Origin of the sequence: Campylobacter sp. US53 (assembly GCF_004378995.1) — a bacterium.
Lineage (GTDB): Bacteria > Campylobacterota > Campylobacteria > Campylobacterales > Campylobacteraceae > Campylobacter_D > Campylobacter_D jejuni.
This window is the reverse complement of record NZ_RYYH01000008.1, coordinates 35,599-59,090: the sequence shown is the minus strand read 5'-3', so window position 1 is coordinate 59,090 and position 23,492 is coordinate 35,599. Positions and strand designations below refer to the sequence as shown.

The following is a 23,492-nucleotide window of genomic DNA, read 5'->3' as shown; positions in this document are numbered from 1 at the left end:
TTCCTTAAAAAATTTTTATAATTTTAGCCAAAATTTCATATAAACTAGTTATTTTTTGAAAAAATAGGGAGTGTTTGAAATTTTTAATATAAAACACTTCCTAGATTGTTAAAATTTTTATTTGTTATTTCTTAAAGTTTTAATTTCTTCTAAAAGCATGAATTTAAGTTCTTTAAGTCCTGTTTTTTCAAGACTTGAGACTTTGATTAAAAAGCTTTGTGGGTTATTTATTTCTTTGAGATAATTTTCTAACTCATTAATGTTTAAAGCAATTTGCTCGGCAAATTCTTCTCCTAAATTAACACTATCACTTTTTGAAATCATGATACCAAATTTACGCCCAAAAAGTTCACTGGAAAATTTTTCAAGTTCCTTTCTTAGCACTATAAATTGTTCTTTTAAAGGCATTTGCCTTATAGGATCTAATACAAAAAGCAAAAAGCTCGTTCTTTCTATGTGCTTTAAAAAGGCAAGTCCTAAGCCTTTGCCTCCACTTGCTCCTTCGATAATCCCTGGAATATCAGCCATAACAAAGGAATTATACTCATCTACATCCACGAGTCCAAGTTTTGGAGTAAGAGTGGTAAATTCATAATTTGCAATTTCAGGTTTTGCATTTGAAACAACGCTTATAAGAGTAGATTTTCCCACATTTGGAAAGCCTACAAGCCCTACATCGGCAATAAGTTTAAGCTCAAGTCTGACTAAGCGACTTTCTCCTTTTATACCAGGTTGTGCGTAATCAGGACGTTGATTAGTGGCGTGTTTAAAATGAGTGTTGCCAAGTCCGCCTTTTCCACCTTTTAAAAAAAGCTCTCTTTGTCCTTCTTTGGTAAGATCGAGTAAAATTTCATTGGTTTGTACATCAATAACTTGCGTTCCTTCAGGCACTATGAGTTCTAAATTTTCACCCTTTTTGCCATTTTTATTACGTCCCATTCCACCAGCACCATTTTGTGCGCGTAATTCTCTTTTGCCTTTGAAATTTACAAGAGTGTGGGTATTATTATCACATACGAAAATAATATCACCACCATTTCCACCATCTCCCCCATCAGGGCCACCAAGTGGAACATGTTTTTCACGACGAAAACTTACAGCACCTTTACCACCATCGCCTGAAGCTAAAGTAATTTTAACACTATCAATAAACATTTAAATTGCCTTTGACTTTAAATTTATAAAGCTAAATTTGAGTAAATAAAAGAAGTTAAATTTATAAATTTAAATTTTTCAAGACGCTAAAAAGCGTCCTAAAAACTTATGCAGGATATACAGAAACTTTTTTTCTGTCTTTGTCTTTTCTTTCGAATTTTACAAAACCATCAATCAAAGCAAAGATAGTATGATCTTTTCCCATACCTACATTGTTACCTGCATGAGTTGCAGTTCCTCTTTGGCGGATGATGATATTTCCGGCTCTAACAAACTCGCCACCAAATTTTTTAACACCTAAACGACGACCTATAGAATCGCGGTTATTTTGAGTTGAACCTTGACCTTTCTTGTGTGCCATTCTTTACTCCTTAAGCTTTGATATCTTTTACTACAACGCGAGTAAATTGTCTTCTAAAACCGCGTTTGAGTTTAGAATCTTTTCTGCGTCTTTTTTTGTAAATCACAACTTTTTTATCTTTTCCGTGATTGATCACTTCCAAAACAACTTTTGCACCTGCTACGAAAGGCGCACCTACCTTTAATTCTTTATCATTGATAGCAAGAACTTTGCTTACTTCAATACTTGCTTTGCTTTCAGCTTCAAAGTGATCTAGTTTTAGCTCATCGCCAACACTTACTTTGTATTGCTTTCCGCTGTGTTTGATAATAGCATACATTGCTTTTCCTTATAAATTGGTAGTACCATAAAGCACCGCAATAACGGATTTAAAAGCTTTAGTGGTTTAATAAAATTTCGATTTTACAAAATTTTTCTTTAATTTTTGATGAATTTAAGAAAGGATTTAGAGTTTGAGAAAAATCAAACTCTAAAAATTTAAAAGCCTAGATTTACTCCGCCGCCTTCTTGGGTTTGATAATTTGCATCACGACCTATAGTGTAGCCATTTCCACTATTGCTACCAATTAAAGGTCTACAAATATCGCCCACTTTTACACTACCTTCTGTGATTTTTGCATAAGAAAGTTTAGGGCTTGTGCGAGTGATTTCAATACTTCCTGTTTTGCTTTCTACTCTTCCTGTATTTTCTTTTGTATAAGTATCTTTTATAGCCTTGCCAAGAGCAAAACATTCATAAACATCACCTTGATTTAAGCTTTGAGAAAATACCACTTCATTGTTTTCAACAGCTGCAATCTTTAAAGGATAAATTGCATTTAAAATATCTCCTGCAATACGATTTGCAATTTGTTTGAGTGCAGCTTCATTGCCACTAAGACTATTGTCTTTAAGATTGACTTTCATACTTAAAGTATTAGAAAATTTAATTTGTCTTGTAGCAAATAAAAGCACACGATAATCTACGATAACTTCAATTTCAGTTTTGCTTTTTCCTGTTAAATTGCTTGTTTTTTGTTTACCTTCAAGTCCTGAAATAGAAAACAATAAAATATAATCTGTTGCTAACACATTTTTAAGTTTATAAACTTCATCGCTAGCTGCGTCGCCACTTTTGATTAAAGCTTTTTCCATTTCATAATAGCCACTAGAATCACGGTCTAAAACATTAAATTTACGACTTTGCAATAAATCAGAAATGATTTTTTGTTGCAAAGCTGAGCCTATACCTCTTTTTGCAGCATCTGGAGTAGAATCAAAAACAGTAATACTTCTTCTATTATCTGCACTTAAACCTGGAGCTTGATACTTTTTTGTTGTTGTGGTTTTTTTAATCACAACTTTAACATTAAACCCGTCATTGGTTTGGATTTTAGAAATCACTTCATAAGAGTCAAAACTACCTTTTGTAGCACGACGAATTTCATCATTGAAGCTTTTTTCTAAATTTTGTCCATTTTTGTCTTTTGTACTTTTAGTTTTAAAATTTGTACTTTGACTTAAACTACCACCATACATACGAGATATGGCATCAGCTAAAGCTTTACCCACGGCTTGTTCGTAAGTAACACCATAACCTTCTCCTTGTGCTTGTTTTGTCGTGCTAGTGGTGACAACTTTAGCATTTAAAAATGCAAAAAAAACTAGTGATACAAATAAAACTCTCATTGATTTTCCTTAAAAATCATCTACATCAAGGTTTGATGAGTGTTTTACACTAGGTATAACTTTTTTTGGTGTGCTAGATTTTGGTGTTGCCCCATAGTTTGGATCAAATCTTTTATTAGCAGCTTCTATACTGCCCATAGAATAATAACGTATCGCACCTACTACTCTATAATCCCCCTTATCCACACTCCAAATTCTAGCATCTTCAATTCCTAATAAACTCATACTTGAATCAGCACTGAAATCTTTTGACATTTCTTTTATTAATGAAGTTTGAGGTCCTGTTTTTTTTGTATTGTAATTAGTAGTATCTCCTTGGGCAACAGCTTTAATCATAGCTTTTTTTATTTTTTCTTTTGTTGAGCTATCTTTAATGTTTGCTGATACCGAAGAAGATAAAAACGATGATATGAAAGCATCTGCTCTGCCTTTAGCACGCTCTTCTTCCTCTTCTTGATAATCTGCATTCATTCCTTCTTCTTTTATGAAAGAAGACATACCATAAGCTAAAATTGCTGGACGACAATTTTCATTAAAAAAGTATTTTATACCCAAATGAGAAAGCAATGCATCATCATCCATAGCATCAGCTATATCATCAGGATTTTTGCATTGTTCTTTTTTATCTGTAGGTTTTGATTGATGTCCTTGTTTTAAATCTCTAGCAAGTTGTAAAGAATTTGGCGTAGTATAAGCTAAAACACCTACTTGATAGCCATCTTCATCATTTACTATAAAAGTTTCATAAGGAATTAATCCTGTAATTTCATCCATGGCAGTTTTTGTAAAACCTTGATTATAAGTGTTTTCAAAAATTTTATCTTCAAGTTCTGCTACAAATTTAGAATCTTGTTTTTCAGGTGGTAGTTTTTGCGCAAATTCAGATATAAGCTTACCTATAAAATCAAAAATTTTATCCGCATCTGCTTGTTTTTCTTGTAATTTTTTTAGTTCTACATCTGCTTTTTTTTGCATTTCTTGATTTAATTTATCATCAGGAATGGTTTTATGAAAATAAGATAAAGTTTCTTTAACAGCAATTATCCCTGCTTTTGATAAAACCATATTAGCTTTAAGCTTTAAAACAGCTTCGGAATAAGCAGTTGCTAAATAATCATAATATTGCGAATCATCAGGTCCTACATCAATAGAAGCTTTTGCAGTATAAACTACAGCTTCAGGATTTTTTCTTTTAAGAGCTTTGCTCGCTTTATTCATAAGATTTGATAAATTCTCTGTTTTAGGTTTTGTAACTGGTGTTTGTTCTGTTTGTTCTGGCTCAATAATTTCTACAGGCTGGGAACCTTGTGCATAAAGTAAACTTGCCATAACTAAAGAGCCGATAAATAATATTTTTTTCATTTCGTATCCTTTTAAAAATCATAAAAAAAGCCCAAGCTAAACACTTGAGCTAAAAATTTTATTCATAAATTAATTTTTATTTTACCAAGTAACTGATTTACTAGAACCGGTTTTATCGATAGTTTGTTCATCTTCCCAATAAACTAAACCTGATGTTAAATCAGTAAGTCTTAGTAAGAAAAAGTATTCTACTTGAGTTTTACCATTGCTAAGTTTTACATTATCTTGTCTAATTTTACCCGCAAGAGAAAAATCAGGCGATACCAATGTCCCTTTTTTTGCTATGGTTTTTTGATTAAACTCATCATTATCTCTTAATTCTCTTACATCTTCACTCATGCTATCAAGTGCTCCGCCTGCAGCAACTGCTGAAGTTAGAACAAATTTACCTGATTTTCTTAATGCAGAAGTGATTTTTGCGGTAAGTTTTTCAGTATCGATTCTTTGCGGGGTATCATTCACAACCCTACCAATAGCAATAACCTTTCTTGTACCTGGTTTAATATTTGCAAAAGCAGGATCGCTTAACATACTATTTATCATAGTTTCAGCTGCACTTTCAAAATCTTGTCTATCAAGACCCAAGGTTAAAGCATCGCCTTTTTTCACCTGACTTGCCTTTCCATCTGTATAAGCTGTTTGTGCACAACCACTAAAAAGCAAAGCTCCAATAAGAGCTGTTCCTAAAATTTTTGTTTTTTTCATGATTTATCCTTCCCAAAATGAGATTAATTTTTTACTTTAATTTCTAATCTAAAATCCTTCGCTCTTGTATCAGATGCAAGCTTACGAAGAATCACCTCTTGTCCTGCTGGAATTCTAAGGGCTTGATAGTCCTCATTTAAAACATCTCTTAGCACAAAACCATCTTTATCTAACCAATCCACTTTATAAATTAAATCTTTAGCAAAAGTACTGCGTAAAATCACTTCAAACTCTAAATAACCATTGCTATTTATACGCTTTTGAAACTGTTTGACTAAACTTTTTGGTAAATTTGAACCTAAAATTACAGTATTTTGATTTGAATTTATTTGATAACTTGGTGCACAAGCACTAAGTAAAAACATTAAAATAAATAAAATAATTTTTTTCATCTTTTAGCCTTATTTTTCCATGATAGCAACACTTGCAGGTAAATACGGAGCAAAAGAACGCACTATCACAAGAGCATTTTTATTTTTATCCAATGATTTTTGAAACAAAATATTGCCTTGTGGATCTTTGATTTCCAAATTTCCGTCGTTTTCTATTATTGCTATGGCAATACTTTTTGGCAAACCTCTCCAAGAACGCACATCAGCTTTGTTGGTTGCAGCAGTTGCTACTGCTGTTGCAAGACTTAGCCATCCACCTGTAGAGTCATTATTTGCAACAGCTACATTTAAAGTGGTTTTAATTATAGTTTGAGCTAAGGCTTTAGCAATCATTACAGGCATATTTATTTTAAATTCAGTAGCGACAATATTGTCTAAATCTACAAAATCATTTGTATTTTGACCATTTATATTTAAATTTGCAAAAGAAGCTTCCCTTTTTTTCAAGGTTTGTAAAGCAATATTTGTGCTAATAATTTTTTTATCCACTATAAAAGGTAAGGTTAAAGCAAATTCATCCTTAACTACACCAAATCCATTTTCATAAACTACAAAAACATATTTTTTAGCTTTTTTGACTTTTATTTTTGTGGCATATTCTTTAAAAATTTTAGCCTCTTTTTTGATAGTTTTATTTTTTGGATAAATAATAGCTACTTCTCTAAATAAATCTGCAGCTTTTCTATAATCTTTATCCATAAAGAAAAATATTGAAGCAAGATAAGTCGCATAAGGATTTATGAAATTTTTTGTTGTATCAAATTCTTTAAATAAGTTGTCATATTGCTCTTCTATAACTTTTGAATTTTCATTCATATTTTTATCATAATTTTTATCTTCTTTTGCCTTATCTAAATCAGCACGATTTTTTTCAATTTCTTTAGCAAAATATTCTTTTGCCTTATCTTGACGCATTAAAGCACGATTAAACTCAACTCTTGCATTTTCATAATCATCTTCTTCCATATAGTTTAGAGCTTTATATATATTAACCATAATTCTTTCATATAAAGAACCATCATAATCAACTATAGTATCATTAAGCAAGGTTGTACCAACAAATTTAGCTGCTTTAGAGCCTACATTTTCTAAATCCACATCATATTTATAAGATTCTTCCGCAGCATCAAAAAATACATTACTTTTGTTAAAATCACTACAATTTCTAGCAATCAAACCTGCATTTAATCCTGTATAAATGACATCATCATTTTTTTTAATTTTTTCTAAATTTTGATTGAAAAAATCATCACCACAATATTTTTGTGTTAAAGCATTTTCAAATGTTGTATTTTGTTTAACCTGATTAACACAGGCTGTTAAAAAAAGGCAAACAATACCTGAAAAAATCAACCCAACTTTTATCTTCATTAAATTCCTTTCTTAAAGAAAATTAAAAATGAATATTATAGCGTAGTATATACTTAAAAACTAATGAAAAAATTTTAACCCTAGGAGAGAAAAACCTAGGGTTTGATTTAAATAAGCATAGGAGCTAATACAAAGCCTAATGCTACAGCAATTGCAATAGCTAAAACTCCTGGTATAAAGAAAGAGTGATTAAATATAAATTTACCAATTCTAGTCGTTCCTGTATCATCCATTTGCACAGCACCAAGTAAGGTTGGATAAGTTGGAAGCACAAAAAGTGCCGAAACTGCTGCAAAACAAGCTACAAGCATATAAGAATCATGCGGATTTGCTGCTGAAATTCCTAAAGCGGTGATAATTACAGGTACAATGGCCTTTGCAGTTGCTGCTTGAGAATATAAAAGCATACTTGCAAAGAAAAATGCAACTGCTAACATAGCAGGGGTTTGTTTAACCCAGTCGCCTGCTACTTCTTTAATAGAAGCTTCGTGTCCTGCAACAAAAGTATTTCCAAGCCATGCTACACCAAAAACGCAAACACAAGCAGTCATACCGCTTTTAAATACACTAGTGTCAAGAATTTTACCTGGTTCAACTTTACAAAGCCAAGTGATCAAAGTTGCTGCAGTAAGTAAAAAGCTCATAATAGCTGCATCTCTTGGAACCACAACAGGATCAATCCATTTAATATTGCTTGAAATTGCAGTTGCATAAAGTACAACTGCCAAAACAGTGATCAAGAAAATTCCTACTGAAAGTTTAGCACCTGGTTTATCTTCACCATGTAAAATAGATCTTGCATCTTTAACAAGTCCTGCTTTTAAGCGTTCTTGATAAACACTATCTTTGCTTAAATCCATAGGAGTGATTAAACTCACTATAAAAGCTGCAAGTATGCAAGCTATAAAAGTTGTACTGATCCAAATTCCAATTAAAGTTGGATAATTCCATCCAAGCGGCTCTAAAACTCCGCTCATATAAACCACAGCTGCACTCACAGGAGAAGCAGTGATTCCAATTTGCGAAGAAACAACCATTAACGAAAGCGGAACACTAGGTTTTATGTTTTGAGATTTTGCAACATCGACTACAACAGGCATTAAAGAAAATACTGCATTTCCTGTTCCTGCTAAGATTGTAAGCAACCATCCACAAGCTGGAGCTAAATAATTTATAAATTTAGGGCTTGATCTTAAAATTTTTTCTGTCACCCTTACCATATAATCAAGTCCACCTGCTTGTTGCATAGCAGAAATTGCTGCAATAGCTGCAGCAATAATTAAAATAACATCCCAAGGAATATTACCAGGTTTCATACCTAAAACAAGTCCTAGTATAACTACGCCTAATCCTCCAGCATAACCTATAGCAATACCGCCTAAACGAATACCGATAAAAATCGCCCCAAGAAGGACGATTACTTGCAAAATTATCATTATATCCATATTAAATCCTAAGTGCTATTTTTTAGCTTCCATGTGAGGATTTAGCATATTTGATGGAGTTAAAATTTCATCAATTTGTTCTTTACTTAAAAGCCCTCTTTCAAGTACAATATCAGCCACTCTTTTTCCAGTATTCATTGCCTCTTTAGCTATAGAGGCTGAATTTTCATAGCCAATATAAGGATTTAAAGCTGTTACTATACCTACTGAATTATAGACAAAGTCTGAACAAATTTTTTCATTTGCAGTAATACCATCTATACATTTATCAGCTAAAGTATACATTGCTTTTTCTAGCATTACAATAGAATTAAATAAGCTATACGCTGCAACTGGTTCAAAAACATTAAGTTGTAATTGTCCACCCTCACAAGCAAAAGTTACAGTTACATCTGCTCCGATAACAAAATAACAAACTTGATTAACTACTTCAGGAATAACAGGATTTACCTTACCTGGCATGATAGAACTACCTGGTTGCATTTTTGGAAGATTAATTTCATTAAGACCACATTTTGGACCACTACTTAAAAGTCTTAAGTCATTACATACTTTAGAAAGTTTTGTTGCAACACGTTTTAAAACACCTGAAATTTGTACATAAGCTCCCGTATCTTGAGTCGCCTCAATCAAATCCTCAGCCACAGTATATTCAAAACCTGTCACTTCTCTTATTTTTCTTTCTACAACCTTGGGATAATCAGGATGAGAATTAATTCCCGTTCCAATAGCAGTTCCACCCAAATTGATCTCTAAAATCAATTTTCTAGCTTCTAATACTCTTTGTATATCTTCACCTATCATTACAGCAAAAGTTTTAAATTCGCGACCTAAAGTCATAGGTACAGCATCTTGCAGTTGGGTTCTACCCATTTTAAGAACATCTTTAAATTCTTCAGCTTTTCTCTCATAAGCTTTTTTTAGATGTTCCATAGCTTTTGCCAAATCACTTAAATAATCATGCAAGGCAAGGTGTAAAGCTGTAGGATAAGCATCATTAGTACTTTGGCTTAAATTAACATGATCATTTGGATGAAGATATTGGTATTCACCTTTTTTATGACCCATAAGTTCAAGCCCTATGTTTGCTATAACTTCATTAGCATTCATATTTGTACTTGTTCCAGCACCTCCTTGGATCATATCTACTACAAATTGATCATAATACCCGCCTTCTAAAATTTTATCGCACGCTTTAATAATCGCATCTTGAATATTTTTATCCAAAAGACCTAATTCATGATTTGCCATAGCTGCAGCTTTTTTTACTCTAGCCAAAGCTCTAACAAAGCGAGGAAAATCTTTTAATCTATCATGAGAAATATCAAAATTTTCAACAGCTCTAAAAGTTTGCACTCCATAATAAACCTCATCAGAGATTTCTAATTCCCCAATAAAATCATGTTCTTTTCTTGTTCCCATTTTGAACCTTTCATAAAAATATTTTAATTTAAAATCAAAAATTTTTGATTTAAATCATAAAATAATGATATTGCATTTTTAGTTAATAATTGGTTAATAAATAAACTACTTTCAAATACAATAAATTAAGTATTTTTATATCCTAATTATGTCTTTATATTTAATTTTTATTAATATAAAAAATTTTATTTACTTCAAAAAAAATTAATATATTTTTGTAAGCTTTTTTGTTAGAATAAAAATTTTTAATAATTTAAATAATTAGGAATAATATGGAAGAAATTACAATAAACATAGATAAGATTAAAATAAATGATGGCTGGAAAGAATTTTTAAGAGACGAATTTCAAAAAAAATATTTTCTAGAAATCAAAAAACAATACCTAAATGCGATTAATCAAAATATAGTTATTTATCCGCCTGCGAATTTAATCTTTAATGCTTTTAATTTATGTCCTTTAAAAGAAATTAAAATTATTATCCTAGGACAAGATCCCTATCATCAACCAAATCAAGCAATGGGGCTTAGTTTTTCGGTTCCAAAAAATATAAAAATCCCACCAAGTCTTAATAATATTTTTAAAGAATTGCAAAATGATTTAAACATCACTCCAGCAAAAAGCGGAGATTTAAGCTCTTGGGCAAAACAAGGAGTTTTGCTCTTAAATTCTATTCTTAGCGTTGAAGCAAATAAAGCAGCTAGCCATAGTTCGTGGGGTTGGCAAGAATTTAGTGATGCTATAATACATAAATTAAGCAATGAAAAATCAGGACTTGTTTTTATGCTTTGGGGAAATTACGCAAAAAACAAGGAGATTTTGATTGATAATACTAAGCATTTGATTTTAAAAGCAGCCCACCCAAGCCCTTTAGCTAGAACAGGATTTTTAGGTTGTAAGCATTTTTCAAAGGCTAATGAATTTTTAAAAAAAGTTGGTAAAATTCCTATAGATTGGAAAATAGTTTAAAAAATTATTTTAAATTTTAATAAAAATATTAAAATATATTTATTTATTTAAAAATAAATCATATTTCTATGAAATATATTGTAATAAAATAACTCAAAAATTAATTCTTAAGGAGAAAAATGAAAACCATTGGTATTATAGGCGGAATGAGTTTTGAAAGTACTATTACTTATTATAAAACAATAAATCAAGCTATAAATGATAAATTAAAATCTTTAAATTCTGCAAAAATTTTACTTTACAGTGTTAATTTTGAAGAAATAGAAAATTTACAAAGCCAAGATAAATGGCAAGAAGCTGCACAAATTTTAAGTCAGTGTGCTAAAAAATTAGAACTTGCGGGGGCTAGTTTTATAATAATTGCAACTAATACTATGCATAAGGTTTTTGATGAAATTCAACAAAACATAAATATCCCTATTTTACATATTGCAAAAAGCTCTGCTAAGGCTTTAAAACAAGAAAACATACAAAAAATTGGTTTATTGGGTACTAAATACACAATGACTCAGGATTTTTATAAAAAAATGCTGATTGAAGAAAATATTAGCGTTATTACTCCTAGTGATGAAGATATAAAAATCGTTAATGATATTATTTTTAATGAGCTTTGCAAAGGTGAAATCAAGCAAGATTCTAAAGAAAAATATTTAAATATTATAAATAAACTACAAGAAAAAGGGGCAAAGGGAGTGCTTTTAGCTTGCACTGAAATTGGTTTATTAATATCCAAAAATGATACAAATATTAAAATTTTTGACACAAGCCTTATTCACGCCCTTGATGCTGCTAATGAAGCTTTAAAAGATTTATGATTAAAAGATGCCCAAAAATGGGCAAATTGCAATATTTTGAAAAGATTTATACTTATATCGGTTTAAATCTTATCTTGCTTTATAGTTTGCTATCTTTTTCTAATTGATTGATATTTAGCATTATAAATTTATAGCTTAGATAAATTACTAAAGGCCAAGCCAATAAAAACAAAGCATGTAACATTTTTTCTCCTTAATATGCGTGATCATCGTTTGCGATTTCTTCGCGTGTGATTTTTACTTTATCCATTGCATTCCAAACATAGATAATATAAGCTAAAACAAAAGGTACAAGTAAAGACACATAAGCCATGACGCTTAGAGTATAATAGCTTGAACTTGCATTTTTTAAAGCTAAAGAACTTTGCAAATCACTTAAAGATGGGTAAAAAGCACTTTGACCTAAACCAATGCTTGATAATAAAGCAAAAACCGTTAAAACCGTTCCAAGTCCTAGGATAAAAATAGCTTTAGAGCAACCTTTTGCTCCTTGAACCATACCTAAAAGCACTAAAATCACACCGATAGCAAGCAAGATAGCAAAAATCATTTGATTTAAGAAATTATATAAATACAAATTCGCACTCATGCTTACAACCCCATTGGCATCTACGCTAAAACCATCTTTTAAAAAAATCCACGCTAAAAAACCTAAGAAAAAAGGTAAAAATAAAATACTATTGATCATAAGTTTTTTCATAGCTCTTATTTTGATATTCTCATCATTGATATTGTTCATAAAATACGCTGCGCCTAAAAGTCTTGCTAAAAATACTAAAGCTAAGCCTAAGAGATAATTAAAAGGATTGAGTAAAAGTTCTAAGCCGTGCAAAGGGTTTTGCCAAGAAACAAAATTATGCTCATTTAAGATAAATTCAGAACCGCTAAAAAAGCTACTTACTGCAACTCCGATTAAAAATACACCTAAATAACCATTGATTTTAAGAAAAATTTCATAGGTTTTAGAGCCATAAACATTATTTTCTTTTTTGCGATATTCATAAGCCACAGCTTGTAAAATAAAACAAAATAAAATACAAAGCCAAGCCCAATAAGCCCCGCCAAAACTTGTACTATAAAAAAGTGGAAAAGCTGCAAAAGCTGCTCCGCCAAAAAGTACGAGAGTCGTAAAACCAAGCTCCCATTTACGCCCTAAAGAATTGACTAGCATGGTTTTTTCAAGCTCATCCTTGCTAAGCTCATCGATTAAAGTTTGTCCACCTTGGACAAAAAACATAAAAACTAAAAGTCCGCCGAGCAAACTTAAAATCAACCACCAATAAATTTGCAAACCTTCAAGTTCTAAACCAAAAAACATTATTTTTCTCCTTTGCCCATAAGTGGAGTATGTCCTGCATGTGCATCAAAACCTTTTTTAATCTGAGTAAGTATGATTTTAACTTCTGCAATCAATAAAGCTGTAAAAAGTACTGCAAAAATCCAAAATGAAATTTGAACATTGATTTTTCCAAGTTGCGTTGCTGCGATATGTACAGGGAGTAAGTCTTGAATTGCCCAAGGTTGTCTGCCTACTTCAGCAACAATCCAGCCTGCTTCAGCGGCGATATAACCCAATGGAATGGATAACAAACACACCCAAAGTACTTTTCTAAATTTCTCAATATCATTTGCCATAGTAAGATAAAGTGTAACGATGAAAAGTAAAAAGAAAAAACTTCCTAAAGCAACCATGATGTGAAAGCTATAAAAAGTTAAAGCCACAGGCGGAATAGTATCACTTGGTTTTTCTAAATATCCATAACCAAAATCTTTAAAATGAGTTTCTAAAATGGATTTGTGATTTGCCATAGCTATTGTATCATTGTTTTCTTTAGCAAGTTTATAGTCTTTTAGAGCTTGTATAGCGATTTTTCCTCTATCGATACGATTTTGCATAGGTTCTATACCTTTGCTTTCATTTCCATAGATCAAATCTTCAATTCCTGGAACAAAAGAATTTGGATCACGGTTTCCTAGTATAGAAAGAGCGTAAGGTATAGTAATGTCAAATAAAAACACACTTTCGTTATTATCTATGGTTTTTTTAGGGTTTAAAATTCCAAAAGGCACAAGCCCTGCACGATGTTCGCCTTGATAAACCCCTTCCATAGCTGCAAGTTTCATAGGTTGAGTTTGAGTTACACGATAAGCACTTTCATCTCCACTGAAAAATAAAAAGATTGAACAAACCAAACCAAAACTAGCTCCTACAACTAAGCTTTTTTTAGCCTCGATAATATGGCGTCCCTTTAACATAAACCAAGCTGAAATTCCCATTACAAATAAAGCTGAAATCACATAACCACTGCCTATGGTATGTAAAAATTTTGAAATAGCTACAGGAGAAAGTGCTACTTCAAAAAAGCTTTGCATTTCATTTCTTGCTGTATCAGGGTTAAAGCTCATTCCTACAGGATATTGCATCCAACCATTTGCTACTAAAATCCAAAAAGCAGAAAGATTGCTTCCTATAGCCACACACCAAGTTGAAAGCAAATGAAAACCCTTACTTACTTTATCCCAGCCAAAAAACATAACTGCAAAAAAAGTAGCCTCTAAGAAAAATGCCATAATACCTTCAACCGCCAAAGGTGCGCCAAAAATATCGCCCACAAACCAGCTATAATTTGCCCAGTTTGTTCCAAATTCAAATTCCATTATAATACCTGTAGCTACACCGATAGCAAAATTTATGGCAAATAATGAAAGCCAAAATTTGGTGATTTTTTTCCATCTTTCATTTTTAGTTTTTACATAGATAGTTTCCATGATAGCAATCATAAAAGACAAGCCTAAGGTTAAAGGCACAAACAAAAAATGATAAAGTGCAGTTAAGGCAAACTGCGCTCTTGACCAATCAACGCTACTAAGTTCGTTCATTTATTTTCCTTCGAGTGTAAGATTTTTGAGTACAAAAGTGCTTTTTTCTTTGTCGCTTTTAAAAATAGAATTAAAATTTACATCAAAAACAAAAAGTTTTAAAATCACAAACATAACAAAAAGTTTGATAAAGATAATTTTCCAAAGGGTCTTTCCAAGAGTTAAATTTTTAAAACCTTCTTTGTAAAAATTAAAAATTTGAGAGATGCTAAAATATAAGTGTTTAAGATACATGTAAATTCTACCTTTAAAAACAACAAAATAAAACATTTTTAAAAAGCGGAAAATTATAATGAAATTTATGTTATTATTTTCTTAAAAATTTAAATACATATCAAGGTTTTTAATGCAAAAAATTATAGTTTTTATTTTATGTTGTTTTATGACTTTTTTCTTTATGCATGTTCTTCTAAATTTGAAAATGTAAATCCTTTGGGGCGTTCATTTGGAGAATTTGAAGATACTGATCCTTTAAAACTAGGACTTGAACCTACTTTCCTACCAATCAAGAAATTCCAAGTTTAATTAGCGGTGCTGATTTAGTACCTATTACTCCTATTACCCCACCTTTAACTAGAACAAACAATAGTGCCAACAATAATGCAGTAAATGGAATCAATCCTCGCTTTAAAAACGAAGCTTTTAATGATGTTTTAATTTTTGAAAATCGCCCTGTGGTTTCTGATTTTTTAACCATTTTAGGCCCTAGCGGAGCAGCTTTAACGGTTTGGGCTTTAGCACAAGGAAATTGGATTTGGGGTTATACTTTAATCGATAGCAAAGGATTTGGCGATGCTAGAGTTTGGCAACTTTTGCTTTATCCTAATGATTTTGCAATGATTAAAAATGCCAAAACCAATACTTGTCTTAATGCTTATGGGAATGGAATTGTCCATTATCCTTGCGATGCAAGCAATCACGCACAAATGTGGAAACTTATCCCTATGAGCAATACAGCGGTTCAAATTAAAAATTTAGGAAATGGAAAATGCATACAAGCACCTATTACAAATCTTTATGGTGATTTTCATAAGGTTTTTAAAATTTTTACTGTAGAGTGTGCAAAAAAGATAATTTTGATCAACAATGGTTTTTAACTACTCCGCCTTTTACCGCAAAACCTTTATATCGCCAAGGAGAGGTGCGATGAAAAAAATTATATGTTTATTTTTATCTTTTAACCTTGCTTTTGCGAATTTAGAAAATTTTAATGTCGGCACTTGGAATTTGCAAGGCTCATCCGCAGCCACAGAAAGCAAATGGAGTGTTAGTGTAAGACAACTTGTAAGTGGAGCAAACCCCTTAGATATCTTAATGATACAAGAAGCAGGAGCTTTACCAAGAACAGCCACTCCAACAGGACGCCATGTGCAACAAGGTGGAACACCTATTGATGAATATGAGTGGAATTTGGGAACTCTTTCAAGGCCTGATAGGGTTTTTATTTATTATTCTCGCGTTGATGTAGGAGCTAATCGTGTAAATTTAGCTATAGTTTCAAGAATGCAAGCTGAAGAAGTGATTGTTTTACCTCCACCTACTACAGTTTCAAGACCTATTATAGGAATTCGCAATGGAAATGATGCTTTTTTCAATATCCATGCTTTAGCCAATGGAGGAACAGATGTAGGAGCAATTATCACGGCCATAGATACACATTTTGCAAATATGCCTCAAGTTAACTGGATGATAGCAGGGGATTTTAACCGTGATCCTTCTACTATAACAAGTACAGTGGATAGAGAATTAGCAAATAGAATTAGAGTGGTTTTTCCAACTACCGCAACTCAAGCAAGCGGAGGGACTCTTGATTATGCAATTACAGGAAATTCAAATAGACAACAAACCTATACTCCACCGCTTTTAGCGGCGATTTTAATGCTTGCAAGTTTAAGATCTCATATAGTTTCGGATCATTTTCCAGTAAATTTTAGAAAATTTTAGGACATTTAATATGAAAAAAATTATTACTTTGTTTTTTATGTTTATAACTTTAGCCTTTGCAACTCCTACTGGAGATTTGAAAGATTTTACCGAAATGGTTTCTATAAGAAGCTTAGAAACAGGAATTTTTTTAAGTGCCTTTAGGGATACCTCAAAAGATCCTAATGATCAAAATTGGAATATTAAAGAAATTGTTTTAAGCGATGGGTTAAAACAAAAAGATAAATTAGCTGATGAACTTCCTTTTGGTTATGTGCAATTTATAAATCCAAAGGAAAGCGATCTTTGTTTGGCCATCTTAGAAGATGGAACCTTTGGAGCAAAATCTTGTCAAGATGATCTAAAAGATGGTAAATTAGAAACTGTATTTTCTATAATGCCAACAACAACTTCAGCTGTGCAAATTCGTTCTTTAGTTTTGGAATCTGATGAATGTATAGTAACTTTTTTTAATCCAAATATTCCTATACAAAAACGCTTTGGAATAGCCCCTTGCACCCTAGATCCTAATTTTTTTGCTGAAGTAAATGAACTAATGATTATAACCCCACCTTTAACAGCCGCTACCCCTTTAGAATAAGATTTTTATCTTGTTCTATTTTTATATTTATTTAATATTTATGATATTACTAAAATACACAAAATAATTAATAACAATACAATGTAATTTACTTTACTCTATAATTTTTTTATTTTAATTTAATTTTTTGTTACAATAAATTTATACATAATAATTATCAAGGAGGAAAAATTGGAGCAAATTTTAACATGGCAACAAATTTATGACCCTTTTTCAAACATTTGGCTAAGTGCTTTAGTAGCATTTTTACCTATACTATGTTTTTTAGTTTGTTTGGTTGTTTTAAAACTTAAAGGCTATCAAGCAGGTTTTTTAACTGTTATACTTGCTACTTTGGTAGCTTTATTTGCCTATAAAATGCCTTGGAATTTAGTGGGTGCAAGTTTTATTCAAGGCTTTACAAATGGTATGTGGCCTATAGCTTGGATTATCATCGCGGCAATCTTTCTTTACAAACTTTCTATCAAGTCAGGTTCTTTTGAAATCATTAAAAAAAGCGTGATGAGTATTACTCCAGATCATAGAATTCAAGTGATTTTAATAGGTTTTTGTTTTGGTTCATTTTTAGAGGGTGCTATAGGTTTTGGTGGTCCTGTGGCTATAACTGCTGCACTTTTAGCAGGACTTGGCTTGCGTCCTTTGCAAGCTGCAGGGCTTTGTCTTATCGCAAATACCGCTCCTGTTGCTTTTGGTGCGGTGGGAATTCCTATCATTGCTATGGCAAATCTTGTCGGCATAGAACAGCATTCAGTTTCTGCCATGGTAGGTAGAATGCTAGTTCCTTTAAGCCTTACTATACCTTTTTTCATAGTTTTTTTAATGGATGGATTTAAAGGCGTTAAAGAAACTTTTCCAGCTATTTTAGTTGCGGCGCTAAGTTTTACAACTACTCAATTTTTAAGCTCAAATCACTTAGGAGCAGAATTGCCTGATATTATTTCAGCTGTAGTTTCTTTAGCGGTTACAACTATATTTTTAAAATTTTGGAAACCAAAAAATATTTTTAGATTTGACAATGAAAGCAATTTCACTCAAGATAACACACTAAACTTTAATCAAATTCTAAAAGCTTGGTCGCCTTTTATTTTACTCATTGTTTGTATTATCATTTGGACACAACCTTGGTTTAAAGCTCTCTTTGATAAGGACGGAATTTTAAGCTATACAAGTATTACTTTACAATTTAGCAATATCACAGCTGGAATTTTAAGTCCTTCTATCACAGGCATAGGAGAAGCTAAACCTTTATCTTTGGCCTTAGGTGTAGATTTAATCAATGGAAAAACCGTAGCTCAAGCAGGAACAGCGATTTTACTTGCAGCTTTTTTGACTATAGCTATTTTAAAAATCAAAGCCGAAGATGCAGCAGAATGCTTTTGGGCTACTTTAAAAGAAATGGCCATACCTTGTATCACCATAGGTTTGGTTGTGGCTTTTGCTTTTATTTCTAAAAATAGCGGTATGAGTACTACTTTAGGACTTGCTTTTGCACACACAGGCGATGCTTTTTCTTTCTTTTCGCCAATCATTGGTTGGATAGGAGTATTTTTAACAGGCTCTGATACAAGCGCTAATTTACTTTTTGGAACCTTGCAGCAAGTAAGTGCTCAAAAACTAGGTATTAGTGAAGCTTTATTTTTAGCGGCTAATTCAGTAGGTGGAGTCGTTGGAAAGATGATCAGTCCACAAAGCATTGCTATAGCTTGCGCGGCGGTTGGACTTGTAGGAAAAGAATCTGATCTTTTCAAATTCACATTAAAATATTCTGTAGCTTTTATTGTTTTAATAGGAATTTGGACTTGCATTATAGCTTTTTTCTTACAAGGAATCATCCCTGAAGTTATAGTGAAATAATTAAAAATTTAAGTTTTATTTCAACAAATATTCGTTTTTAGAATATTTGTTGGAAATTTTACTTTGCTTTTATTTTTACAGGATTAGAATATTTATCCTAAATTATCCCAAAAGGAGAGATGATGAAAAAGGTGTATTTTTACGCCACATGCTTAGGAACCGCTGCTATGCAACAAAGCGTTTTAAATGCAATAAAACTTTTAAGGCGTGAAGGTATTGAAGTGATTTTCAAAAAAAATCAAACCTGTTGTGCTCAACCTTCTTTTAACTCAGGTTATTTCGATGAAAGTCGTGAGATTGCTTTATATAATGTAGATTTATTTGATAAAGATTATCCCATCGTTGTGCCAAGTGGTTCTTGTGCGGGTATGATGAGTCATGACTATAAAGAACTTTTTAAAAACAGACCCGAATTTTCTAAAGTCAAAGATTTTAGCTCTAGAGTTATAGAACTTTCACAATACCTTGATGAAGTTTTAAAAGTAGATTATGAAGATAAAGGTGCACCTATAAAAGTAACTTGGCATTCTAATTGCCATGCTTTAAGAGTGCAAAAAAGTATACAAGCAAGCAAGAATCTTATCAAAAAACTAAAAAATGTGGAATTAGTAGAACTTCAATACGAAGAAGAATGTTGTGGTTTTGGTGGAACCTTTTCAGTAAAAGAGTCTGAAATTTCAAACGCTATGGTAAGAAGTAAAATCAAAGATATACAAAATAGTGGTGCAAAATATCTCATCAGTGGCGATGGAGGTTGTCTTTTAAATATAGATGGTACAATGAAAAGAATGGGTTTAGATATAAAAGGCATACATTTATATGACTTTTTACTTAAACGCTTAGAAGGAGAAAGACTATGAGTCAAAAAATTCCTCACGAACAAATCGTTCAAATTAAACTCAATGACAAACAAATGCAAGAAAATTTAATGACTGCCATGCATACTTTACAAAAAAATAGACTCAATGTTATCGATGCTAGATTTAAAGATTGGCAAGGTTTAAGAGCTAAAGCTAAACAAGCTAAAAACAATGCCTTAATGAGTTTAGAAGAAAGGCTTTTAGAATTTGAAAAAAATGCTACAAAAAATGGCATTAAAGTGCATTGGGCAAGTAGTGATGAAGATGCCTGTGAAATCGTCTATGAAATCATGAAAGAAAAAAATATTACCAAGCTTTTAAAAGGTAAATCTATGGCAAGTGAAGAAATAGGCCTAAATCACTACCTAGAAAAAAAAGGTTTAAAAGCCATAGAAACCGATCTTGGAGAGCTTATTTTACAGCTTAATGAAGAGCCTCCTTTACATATAGTTGTACCTGCTATACATAGAAACCGCCATGAAATCGGAGAAATTTTCAAAGAAAAATTAGGAGCAAATTTAGAAAACGATGAACCTGAAAGTTTAAATGCGGTAGCTAGAGAACATTTAAGAAAAGATTTTGAAGGCTTAAAACTTGGACTTAGTGGAGTCAATTTTGCCATGTCAAGAGAAGGAGCTTTTTGGCTTATAGAAAATGAAGGAAACGGTAGAATGTGCACTACAGCACCTGATATTCATATCGCACTTTGTGGCATAGAAAAAGTCATGGAAAGCTTTGAAGATGCGGCTACTATGGTTTCTTTACTCACTCCTTCAGCCACAGGACAATTTATACCAACTTATAACAATATCATTACAGGCCCTAGAAAAAATGGGGATTTAGATGGTCCTAAAGAAGTGCATGTGATTTTATTTGATCACAATCGCTCTAAAATGTTAGCTCATGAGGATTATTATGAGGCTTTGCGTTGTATTCGATGTGGGGCTTGTATGAATTTTTGCCCTGTTTATGATCAAATCGGCGGACATGCCTATCAAACCACTTATCCAGGACCTATAGGAGAAGTAATCAGTCCTAATATTTTTGGTATAGATCATACAGGAGATATTTTGAATTTCTGTTCACTTTGTGGGCGTTGTTCTGAAGTTTGTCCAGTGCAAATTCCTTTGGCTGATCTTATTCGCAAATTAAGATGCGATAAAATAGGACAAGGTAAAAATCCACCTTTAGGAGCAAACAAAGTTCATTACAATGCCCTAGAAGCCTTTGCTTTTAAACAATTTAAAAATATCGCAACCAATGGCGATAAATGGCGTTTTTCACTTTCAAAAGCACATTATTTCAACTGGGCAGTGCAAAATTTCGCAAGCGTTTTGCCTGTGATTAAAAAATGGTACGCTTTTAAAGAATTACCTCAAATTAAAATGGATCTTTATAAAGAAGTGCAAAAACTAGAAGGAGTAAGCTATGAGTAAAATCGATGAAATTTCAAGCAAAAGTAAAGCAAGTATTTTAGAACATCTTAAAAAAGCTTACAAAGAAACAGACTTTACGCGTATTGAGAGTATAGATCCTGTAGAACATATCCAAACCACCCAAGATATGCTTGCAGAAATGAAGCAAAAAATGAGCGATAACAAATACATCGTTGAAAATGCCACTAAAGATACCTTAGAAGAAAAAATCAATGAAATTGTCGCAAAATATGGCTTTAAAAGTATGATTTATGGGGCGGATTTAAATTTAGATTTAGAACAAATCAAGGCAGAAAAGAAGATTTGCTTTGATAAAGAAATCGAAAATCTAAGATCTGAAGTTTTTCATAGTGATTTTTCCATTATTCATGCAAGAGCAGGAGTAAGCTCTCACGGAGTTGCACTTATACCTTCAAGTAAAACCCAACCTAGAATGCTAAGCCTTGCACCTAAACTTTGCATAGTATTACTTAAAAAAGAAAATGTTGTTAAAAGTCTTAGCGAAGCTTTAAATTTAGTAAAAAAAGAAAATGAAATTTTACCTACTAATATCTTATTTATAGCAGGGCCTTCAAGAACAGCAGATATAGAACTTATCACTGTTTTTGGTGTTCATGGGCCACAAATTGCACATATTATTATTTACTGATTCTAGTTTAGAATCAGTAAGTCTTAATTTTTAATATTAATTATATATATTTTTTATACTATACAAATATAAATAAAATAAATAATTTCTAATTAATAATATTTTAATAAAATATAATGTAATATTTCACTCAAATATATTAAATTAATTTTAAATACAAAAATTAAAGAAGGTGCTTTTGGATAAATTAATTCCAACTTGGAATGAAAAATACAGTATTCATGATACAATGATTGACATTCAACACCAAAAGCTTTTTGAACTTGCGGGTAAGGTAGAATATTTGATTGATAAACCCGTTTATAAGGATGAGATTAAAAATTTACTTGCTGAATTTTTTAATTATATGAAAGATCATTTTTATCAAGAAGAGCGATACATGGAACTGATTAAATATCCAGATATTGAAACACATAAAAAAATTCATAAACATATTATCCAATCCATGATAGAACTGATTAAAAATATTAAATCCGCTAATGATTTAAAAGAAAAACTTTATTTAGCTGTTAAAAAATGGCTTTTAGAACATATACTTTATGAAGATATGAAAGTTGAACAATATAGAAGATCTTCTTTAGCTTCTGAAGATGATAAAGAGGTAAGCTTTGAAGAAGAAGGCGATGAAGAACTTGAAAATGCTGTTTATCTTTATATTTGCAAGTGCTCAGGTGCTATCCATGATGTGCCTTTTGGAATTCATGAAAAAATCAAATTACAAGGTAAGAAATTCAAATGTAAAAAATGTAGAGAAGCTTTAGAATTTTATAAGGTTTATTCGGAGGGGTTTTAAAAAATATTTCAACTAAATTTTATTAATTAAAAAAGCCATTAATATATAAAAAATAGAAACTTTTTATATTTAATACTATTTATATCTTATTTAAAAATATTAAGTTTTTATTTTATTTTAAATTTAAAATGTGTAATATATCATTAATAATATATATTAAACTTTTGTTTTGGAAGTAAAGATCTTGGATAAATTAATTCCTGTTTGGGATGAAAAATATAGTATCAATGATGAGAAAATAGATGCTCAACATCAAAAACTTTTTGAACTTGCAGCAAAAATAGAAAATGCGGTTTATAAATTTGTTCAAAGAGATGAGTTAAAAGAAATTTTAACAGAACTTTTTAACTATATGAAAGAACATTTTAGTAATGAAGAAGATTATATGCAAGAAATTCATTATCCTTATTTAAATGAACACAAAATCATGCATAAAAATATCATTCATGATATGTCTTATCTTATACAAAACATAAAAACCACTAATGATTTAAAAGAAAAACTTTATACTATAATGTCAGAGTGGCTTTTAGAACATATATTACATCATGATGTTATGATAGGAAATTGGCTTTCGGATCAAATTTTAAGCAAACAAGAAGAAGAGCTTGAAAAAATCAATGAAGAAATATTATACGAAAACACTCCAACAACTCCTACCGCCAAACAGGTAAAACATAAAGAATATGAATTTATCTATTCTTGCCCTTGTAGAACAAATCACATACTTTCATATACAGAACATCTTGACATTCTTTGTCATAAAAAACAATTAAGATGTAAAAAATGTCAAAAAAATTTATTCTACGTTAAAAGTGAGTTAAAGGATTAA

23 protein-coding genes and 1 pseudogene are annotated in these 23,492 nt (G+C 31.4%); 11 read left to right on the top strand and 13 right to left on the bottom strand.

Annotated elements, in window-relative coordinates; translation table 11 throughout:
* Window positions 1-117: 117 nt before the first annotated feature.
* From obgE to aspA, 10 genes are all read right to left on the bottom strand, one after another.
* Complete coding sequence (gene obgE / locus ELQ05_RS06815) at window positions 118-1,155, bottom strand: GTPase ObgE (RefSeq protein ID WP_070316461.1); 1,038 nt, start codon at window positions 1,153-1,155, stop codon at window positions 118-120.
* Window positions 1,156-1,261: 106 nt separating this feature from the next.
* Window positions 1,262-1,516 carry a 50S ribosomal protein L27 gene (rpmA, locus tag ELQ05_RS06810; protein WP_002800974.1) on the bottom strand — a complete coding sequence of 85 codons (255 nt, stop codon included), beginning with the start codon at window positions 1,514-1,516 and terminating at the stop codon, window positions 1,262-1,264.
* 10 nt (window positions 1,517-1,526) lie between these two features.
* Window positions 1,527-1,835, bottom strand: a complete 309-nt coding sequence (gene rplU / locus ELQ05_RS06805; RefSeq protein WP_070316460.1) for a 50S ribosomal protein L21 — start codon at window positions 1,833-1,835, stop codon at window positions 1,527-1,529.
* Between the two features lie 158 nt (window positions 1,836-1,993).
* Entirely contained in the window at window positions 1,994-3,184 is a 1,191-nt protein-coding gene (locus tag ELQ05_RS06800) for a CsgG/HfaB family protein (RefSeq protein WP_088303766.1), read from the bottom strand.
* 9 nt (window positions 3,185-3,193) lie between these two features.
* Window positions 3,194-4,546, bottom strand: a complete 1,353-nt coding sequence (locus ELQ05_RS06795; RefSeq protein WP_134224915.1) for a hypothetical protein — start codon at window positions 4,544-4,546, stop codon at window positions 3,194-3,196.
* 81 nt (window positions 4,547-4,627) lie between these two features.
* Window positions 4,628-5,251, bottom strand: coding sequence for a penicillin-binding protein activator LpoB (gene lpoB, locus ELQ05_RS06790; RefSeq protein WP_002851945.1), 624 nt, complete (start codon window positions 5,249-5,251; stop codon window positions 4,628-4,630).
* 23 nt (window positions 5,252-5,274) lie between these two features.
* On the bottom strand, window positions 5,275-5,643 hold the full coding sequence (locus tag ELQ05_RS06785; protein WP_002934140.1) for a YcfL family protein: 369 nt from the start codon (window positions 5,641-5,643) through the stop codon (window positions 5,275-5,277).
* Between the two features lie 9 nt (window positions 5,644-5,652).
* Window positions 5,653-7,014, bottom strand: a complete 1,362-nt coding sequence (locus tag ELQ05_RS06780) for a COG3014 family protein (protein ID WP_070316456.1) — start codon at window positions 7,012-7,014, stop codon at window positions 5,653-5,655.
* 107 nt (window positions 7,015-7,121) lie between these two features.
* Window positions 7,122-8,459, bottom strand: coding sequence for an anaerobic C4-dicarboxylate transporter (locus tag ELQ05_RS06775; RefSeq protein ID WP_070316455.1), 1,338 nt, complete (start codon window positions 8,457-8,459; stop codon window positions 7,122-7,124).
* Window positions 8,460-8,474: 15 nt separating this feature from the next.
* Complete coding sequence (aspA, locus tag ELQ05_RS06770) at window positions 8,475-9,881, bottom strand: aspartate ammonia-lyase (protein WP_002894249.1); 1,407 nt, start codon at window positions 9,879-9,881, stop codon at window positions 8,475-8,477.
* A 272-nt stretch (window positions 9,882-10,153) separates the two neighbouring features.
* Here aspA and ung point away from each other — a divergent pair, with 272 nt between their 5' ends.
* Window positions 10,154-10,849: a uracil-DNA glycosylase gene (gene ung, locus ELQ05_RS06765; RefSeq protein WP_070316454.1), complete on the top strand. Its 696-nt coding sequence runs from the start codon at window positions 10,154-10,156 to the stop codon at window positions 10,847-10,849.
* 119 nt (window positions 10,850-10,968) lie between these two features.
* Window positions 10,969-11,664: an aspartate/glutamate racemase family protein gene (locus ELQ05_RS06760; RefSeq protein ID WP_070316453.1), complete on the top strand. Its 696-nt coding sequence runs from the start codon at window positions 10,969-10,971 to the stop codon at window positions 11,662-11,664.
* A gap of 193 nt (window positions 11,665-11,857) precedes the next feature.
* On the opposite strand, the gene cydB is transcribed toward ELQ05_RS06760, so the two are convergent.
* Genes cydB through ELQ05_RS06745 form a run of 3 tightly spaced genes read right to left on the bottom strand, consistent with a single transcriptional unit; the run spans window position 11,858 to window position 14,778 of the window.
* A complete protein-coding gene (cydB, locus tag ELQ05_RS06755) occupies window positions 11,858-12,982 on the bottom strand; it encodes a cytochrome d ubiquinol oxidase subunit II (RefSeq protein WP_070316452.1) in 1,125 nt (374 codons plus the stop codon).
* Window positions 12,982-14,544 (bottom strand): cytochrome ubiquinol oxidase subunit I, encoded by a 1,563-nt coding sequence (locus ELQ05_RS06750; protein WP_002893388.1) that lies wholly within the window; start codon window positions 14,542-14,544, stop codon window positions 12,982-12,984. The genes cydB and ELQ05_RS06750 overlap by 1 nt, the downstream gene beginning before the upstream one ends.
* On the bottom strand, window positions 14,545-14,778 hold the full coding sequence (locus tag ELQ05_RS06745; RefSeq protein WP_002851632.1) for a DUF4492 domain-containing protein: 234 nt from the start codon (window positions 14,776-14,778) through the stop codon (window positions 14,545-14,547).
* 112 nt (window positions 14,779-14,890) lie between these two features.
* Here ELQ05_RS06745 and cdtA point away from each other — a divergent pair.
* From cdtA to ELQ05_RS06700, 9 genes and pseudogenes are all read left to right on the top strand, one after another.
* Window positions 14,891-15,694: pseudogene (cdtA, locus tag ELQ05_RS06740) on the top strand (cytolethal distending toxin subunit Cj-CdtA).
* Window positions 15,691-16,488: a cytolethal distending toxin nuclease subunit Cj-CdtB gene (cdtB, locus tag ELQ05_RS06735; protein ID WP_070316451.1), complete on the top strand. Its 798-nt coding sequence runs from the start codon at window positions 15,691-15,693 to the stop codon at window positions 16,486-16,488. The pseudogene cdtA and the gene cdtB overlap by 4 nt, the downstream one beginning before the upstream one ends.
* Before the next feature lie 10 nt (window positions 16,489-16,498).
* Window positions 16,499-17,068, top strand: coding sequence for a cytolethal distending toxin subunit Cj-CdtC (gene cdtC / locus ELQ05_RS06730; RefSeq protein WP_070316450.1), 570 nt, complete (start codon window positions 16,499-16,501; stop codon window positions 17,066-17,068).
* A 171-nt stretch (window positions 17,069-17,239) separates the two neighbouring features.
* A complete protein-coding gene (locus ELQ05_RS06725) occupies window positions 17,240-18,922 on the top strand; it encodes an L-lactate permease (RefSeq protein WP_134240040.1) in 1,683 nt (560 codons plus the stop codon).
* Window positions 18,923-19,041: 119 nt separating this feature from the next.
* Window positions 19,042-19,782, top strand: a complete 741-nt coding sequence (locus ELQ05_RS06720) for a (Fe-S)-binding protein (protein WP_079862111.1) — start codon at window positions 19,042-19,044, stop codon at window positions 19,780-19,782.
* Window positions 19,779-21,218 carry a LutB/LldF family L-lactate oxidation iron-sulfur protein gene (locus tag ELQ05_RS06715; protein WP_070316447.1) on the top strand — a complete coding sequence of 480 codons (1,440 nt, stop codon included), beginning with the start codon at window positions 19,779-19,781 and terminating at the stop codon, window positions 21,216-21,218. The genes ELQ05_RS06720 and ELQ05_RS06715 overlap by 4 nt, the downstream gene beginning before the upstream one ends.
* Window positions 21,211-21,867 (top strand): lactate utilization protein C, encoded by a 657-nt coding sequence (locus ELQ05_RS06710; RefSeq protein WP_070316446.1) that lies wholly within the window; start codon window positions 21,211-21,213, stop codon window positions 21,865-21,867. The genes ELQ05_RS06715 and ELQ05_RS06710 overlap by 8 nt, the downstream gene beginning before the upstream one ends.
* A 178-nt stretch (window positions 21,868-22,045) precedes the next feature.
* Window positions 22,046-22,660, top strand: coding sequence for a bacteriohemerythrin (locus tag ELQ05_RS06705; RefSeq protein WP_079862110.1), 615 nt, complete (start codon window positions 22,046-22,048; stop codon window positions 22,658-22,660).
* Between the two features lie 184 nt (window positions 22,661-22,844).
* Window positions 22,845-23,492 carry a hemerythrin family protein gene (locus ELQ05_RS06700; protein WP_002871084.1) on the top strand — a complete coding sequence of 216 codons (648 nt, stop codon included), beginning with the start codon at window positions 22,845-22,847 and terminating at the stop codon, window positions 23,490-23,492.

Bases quoted from the DNA above. Each gene is read 5' to 3' on its own strand.
- obgE (WP_070316461.1), bottom strand. From the start codon at position 1,155: ATGTTTATTGATAGTGTTAAAATTACTTTAGCTTCAGGCGATGGTGGT.
- rpmA (WP_002800974.1), bottom strand. From the start codon at position 1,516: ATGGCACACAAGAAAGGTCAAGGTTCAACTCAAAATAACCGCGATTCT.
- rplU (WP_070316460.1), bottom strand. From the start codon at position 1,835: ATGTATGCTATTATCAAACACAGCGGAAAGCAATACAAAGTAAGTGTT.
- ELQ05_RS06800 (WP_088303766.1), bottom strand. From the start codon at position 3,184: ATGAGAGTTTTATTTGTATCACTAGTTTTTTTTGCATTTTTAAATGCT.
- ELQ05_RS06795 (WP_134224915.1), bottom strand. From the start codon at position 4,546: ATGAAAAAAATATTATTTATCGGCTCTTTAGTTATGGCAAGTTTACTT.
- lpoB (WP_002851945.1), bottom strand. From the start codon at position 5,251: ATGAAAAAAACAAAAATTTTAGGAACAGCTCTTATTGGAGCTTTGCTT.
- ELQ05_RS06785 (WP_002934140.1), bottom strand. From the start codon at position 5,643: ATGAAAAAAATTATTTTATTTATTTTAATGTTTTTACTTAGTGCTTGT.
- ELQ05_RS06780 (WP_070316456.1), bottom strand. From the start codon at position 7,014: ATGAAGATAAAAGTTGGGTTGATTTTTTCAGGTATTGTTTGCCTTTTT.
- ELQ05_RS06775 (WP_070316455.1), bottom strand. From the start codon at position 8,459: ATGGATATAATGATAATTTTGCAAGTAATCGTCCTTCTTGGGGCGATT.
- aspA (WP_002894249.1), bottom strand. From the start codon at position 9,881: ATGGGAACAAGAAAAGAACATGATTTTATTGGGGAATTAGAAATCTCT.
- ung (WP_070316454.1), top strand. From the start codon at position 10,154: ATGGAAGAAATTACAATAAACATAGATAAGATTAAAATAAATGATGGC.
- ELQ05_RS06760 (WP_070316453.1), top strand. From the start codon at position 10,969: ATGAAAACCATTGGTATTATAGGCGGAATGAGTTTTGAAAGTACTATT.
- cydB (WP_070316452.1), bottom strand. From the start codon at position 12,982: ATGTTTTTTGGTTTAGAACTTGAAGGTTTGCAAATTTATTGGTGGTTG.
- ELQ05_RS06750 (WP_002893388.1), bottom strand. From the start codon at position 14,544: ATGAACGAACTTAGTAGCGTTGATTGGTCAAGAGCGCAGTTTGCCTTA.
- ELQ05_RS06745 (WP_002851632.1), bottom strand. From the start codon at position 14,778: ATGTATCTTAAACACTTATATTTTAGCATCTCTCAAATTTTTAATTTT.
- cdtB (WP_070316451.1), top strand. From the start codon at position 15,691: ATGAAAAAAATTATATGTTTATTTTTATCTTTTAACCTTGCTTTTGCG.
- cdtC (WP_070316450.1), top strand. From the start codon at position 16,499: ATGAAAAAAATTATTACTTTGTTTTTTATGTTTATAACTTTAGCCTTT.
- ELQ05_RS06720 (WP_079862111.1), top strand. From the start codon at position 19,042: ATGATGAAAAAGGTGTATTTTTACGCCACATGCTTAGGAACCGCTGCT.
- ELQ05_RS06715 (WP_070316447.1), top strand. From the start codon at position 19,779: ATGAGTCAAAAAATTCCTCACGAACAAATCGTTCAAATTAAACTCAAT.
- ELQ05_RS06710 (WP_070316446.1), top strand. From the start codon at position 21,211: ATGAGTAAAATCGATGAAATTTCAAGCAAAAGTAAAGCAAGTATTTTA.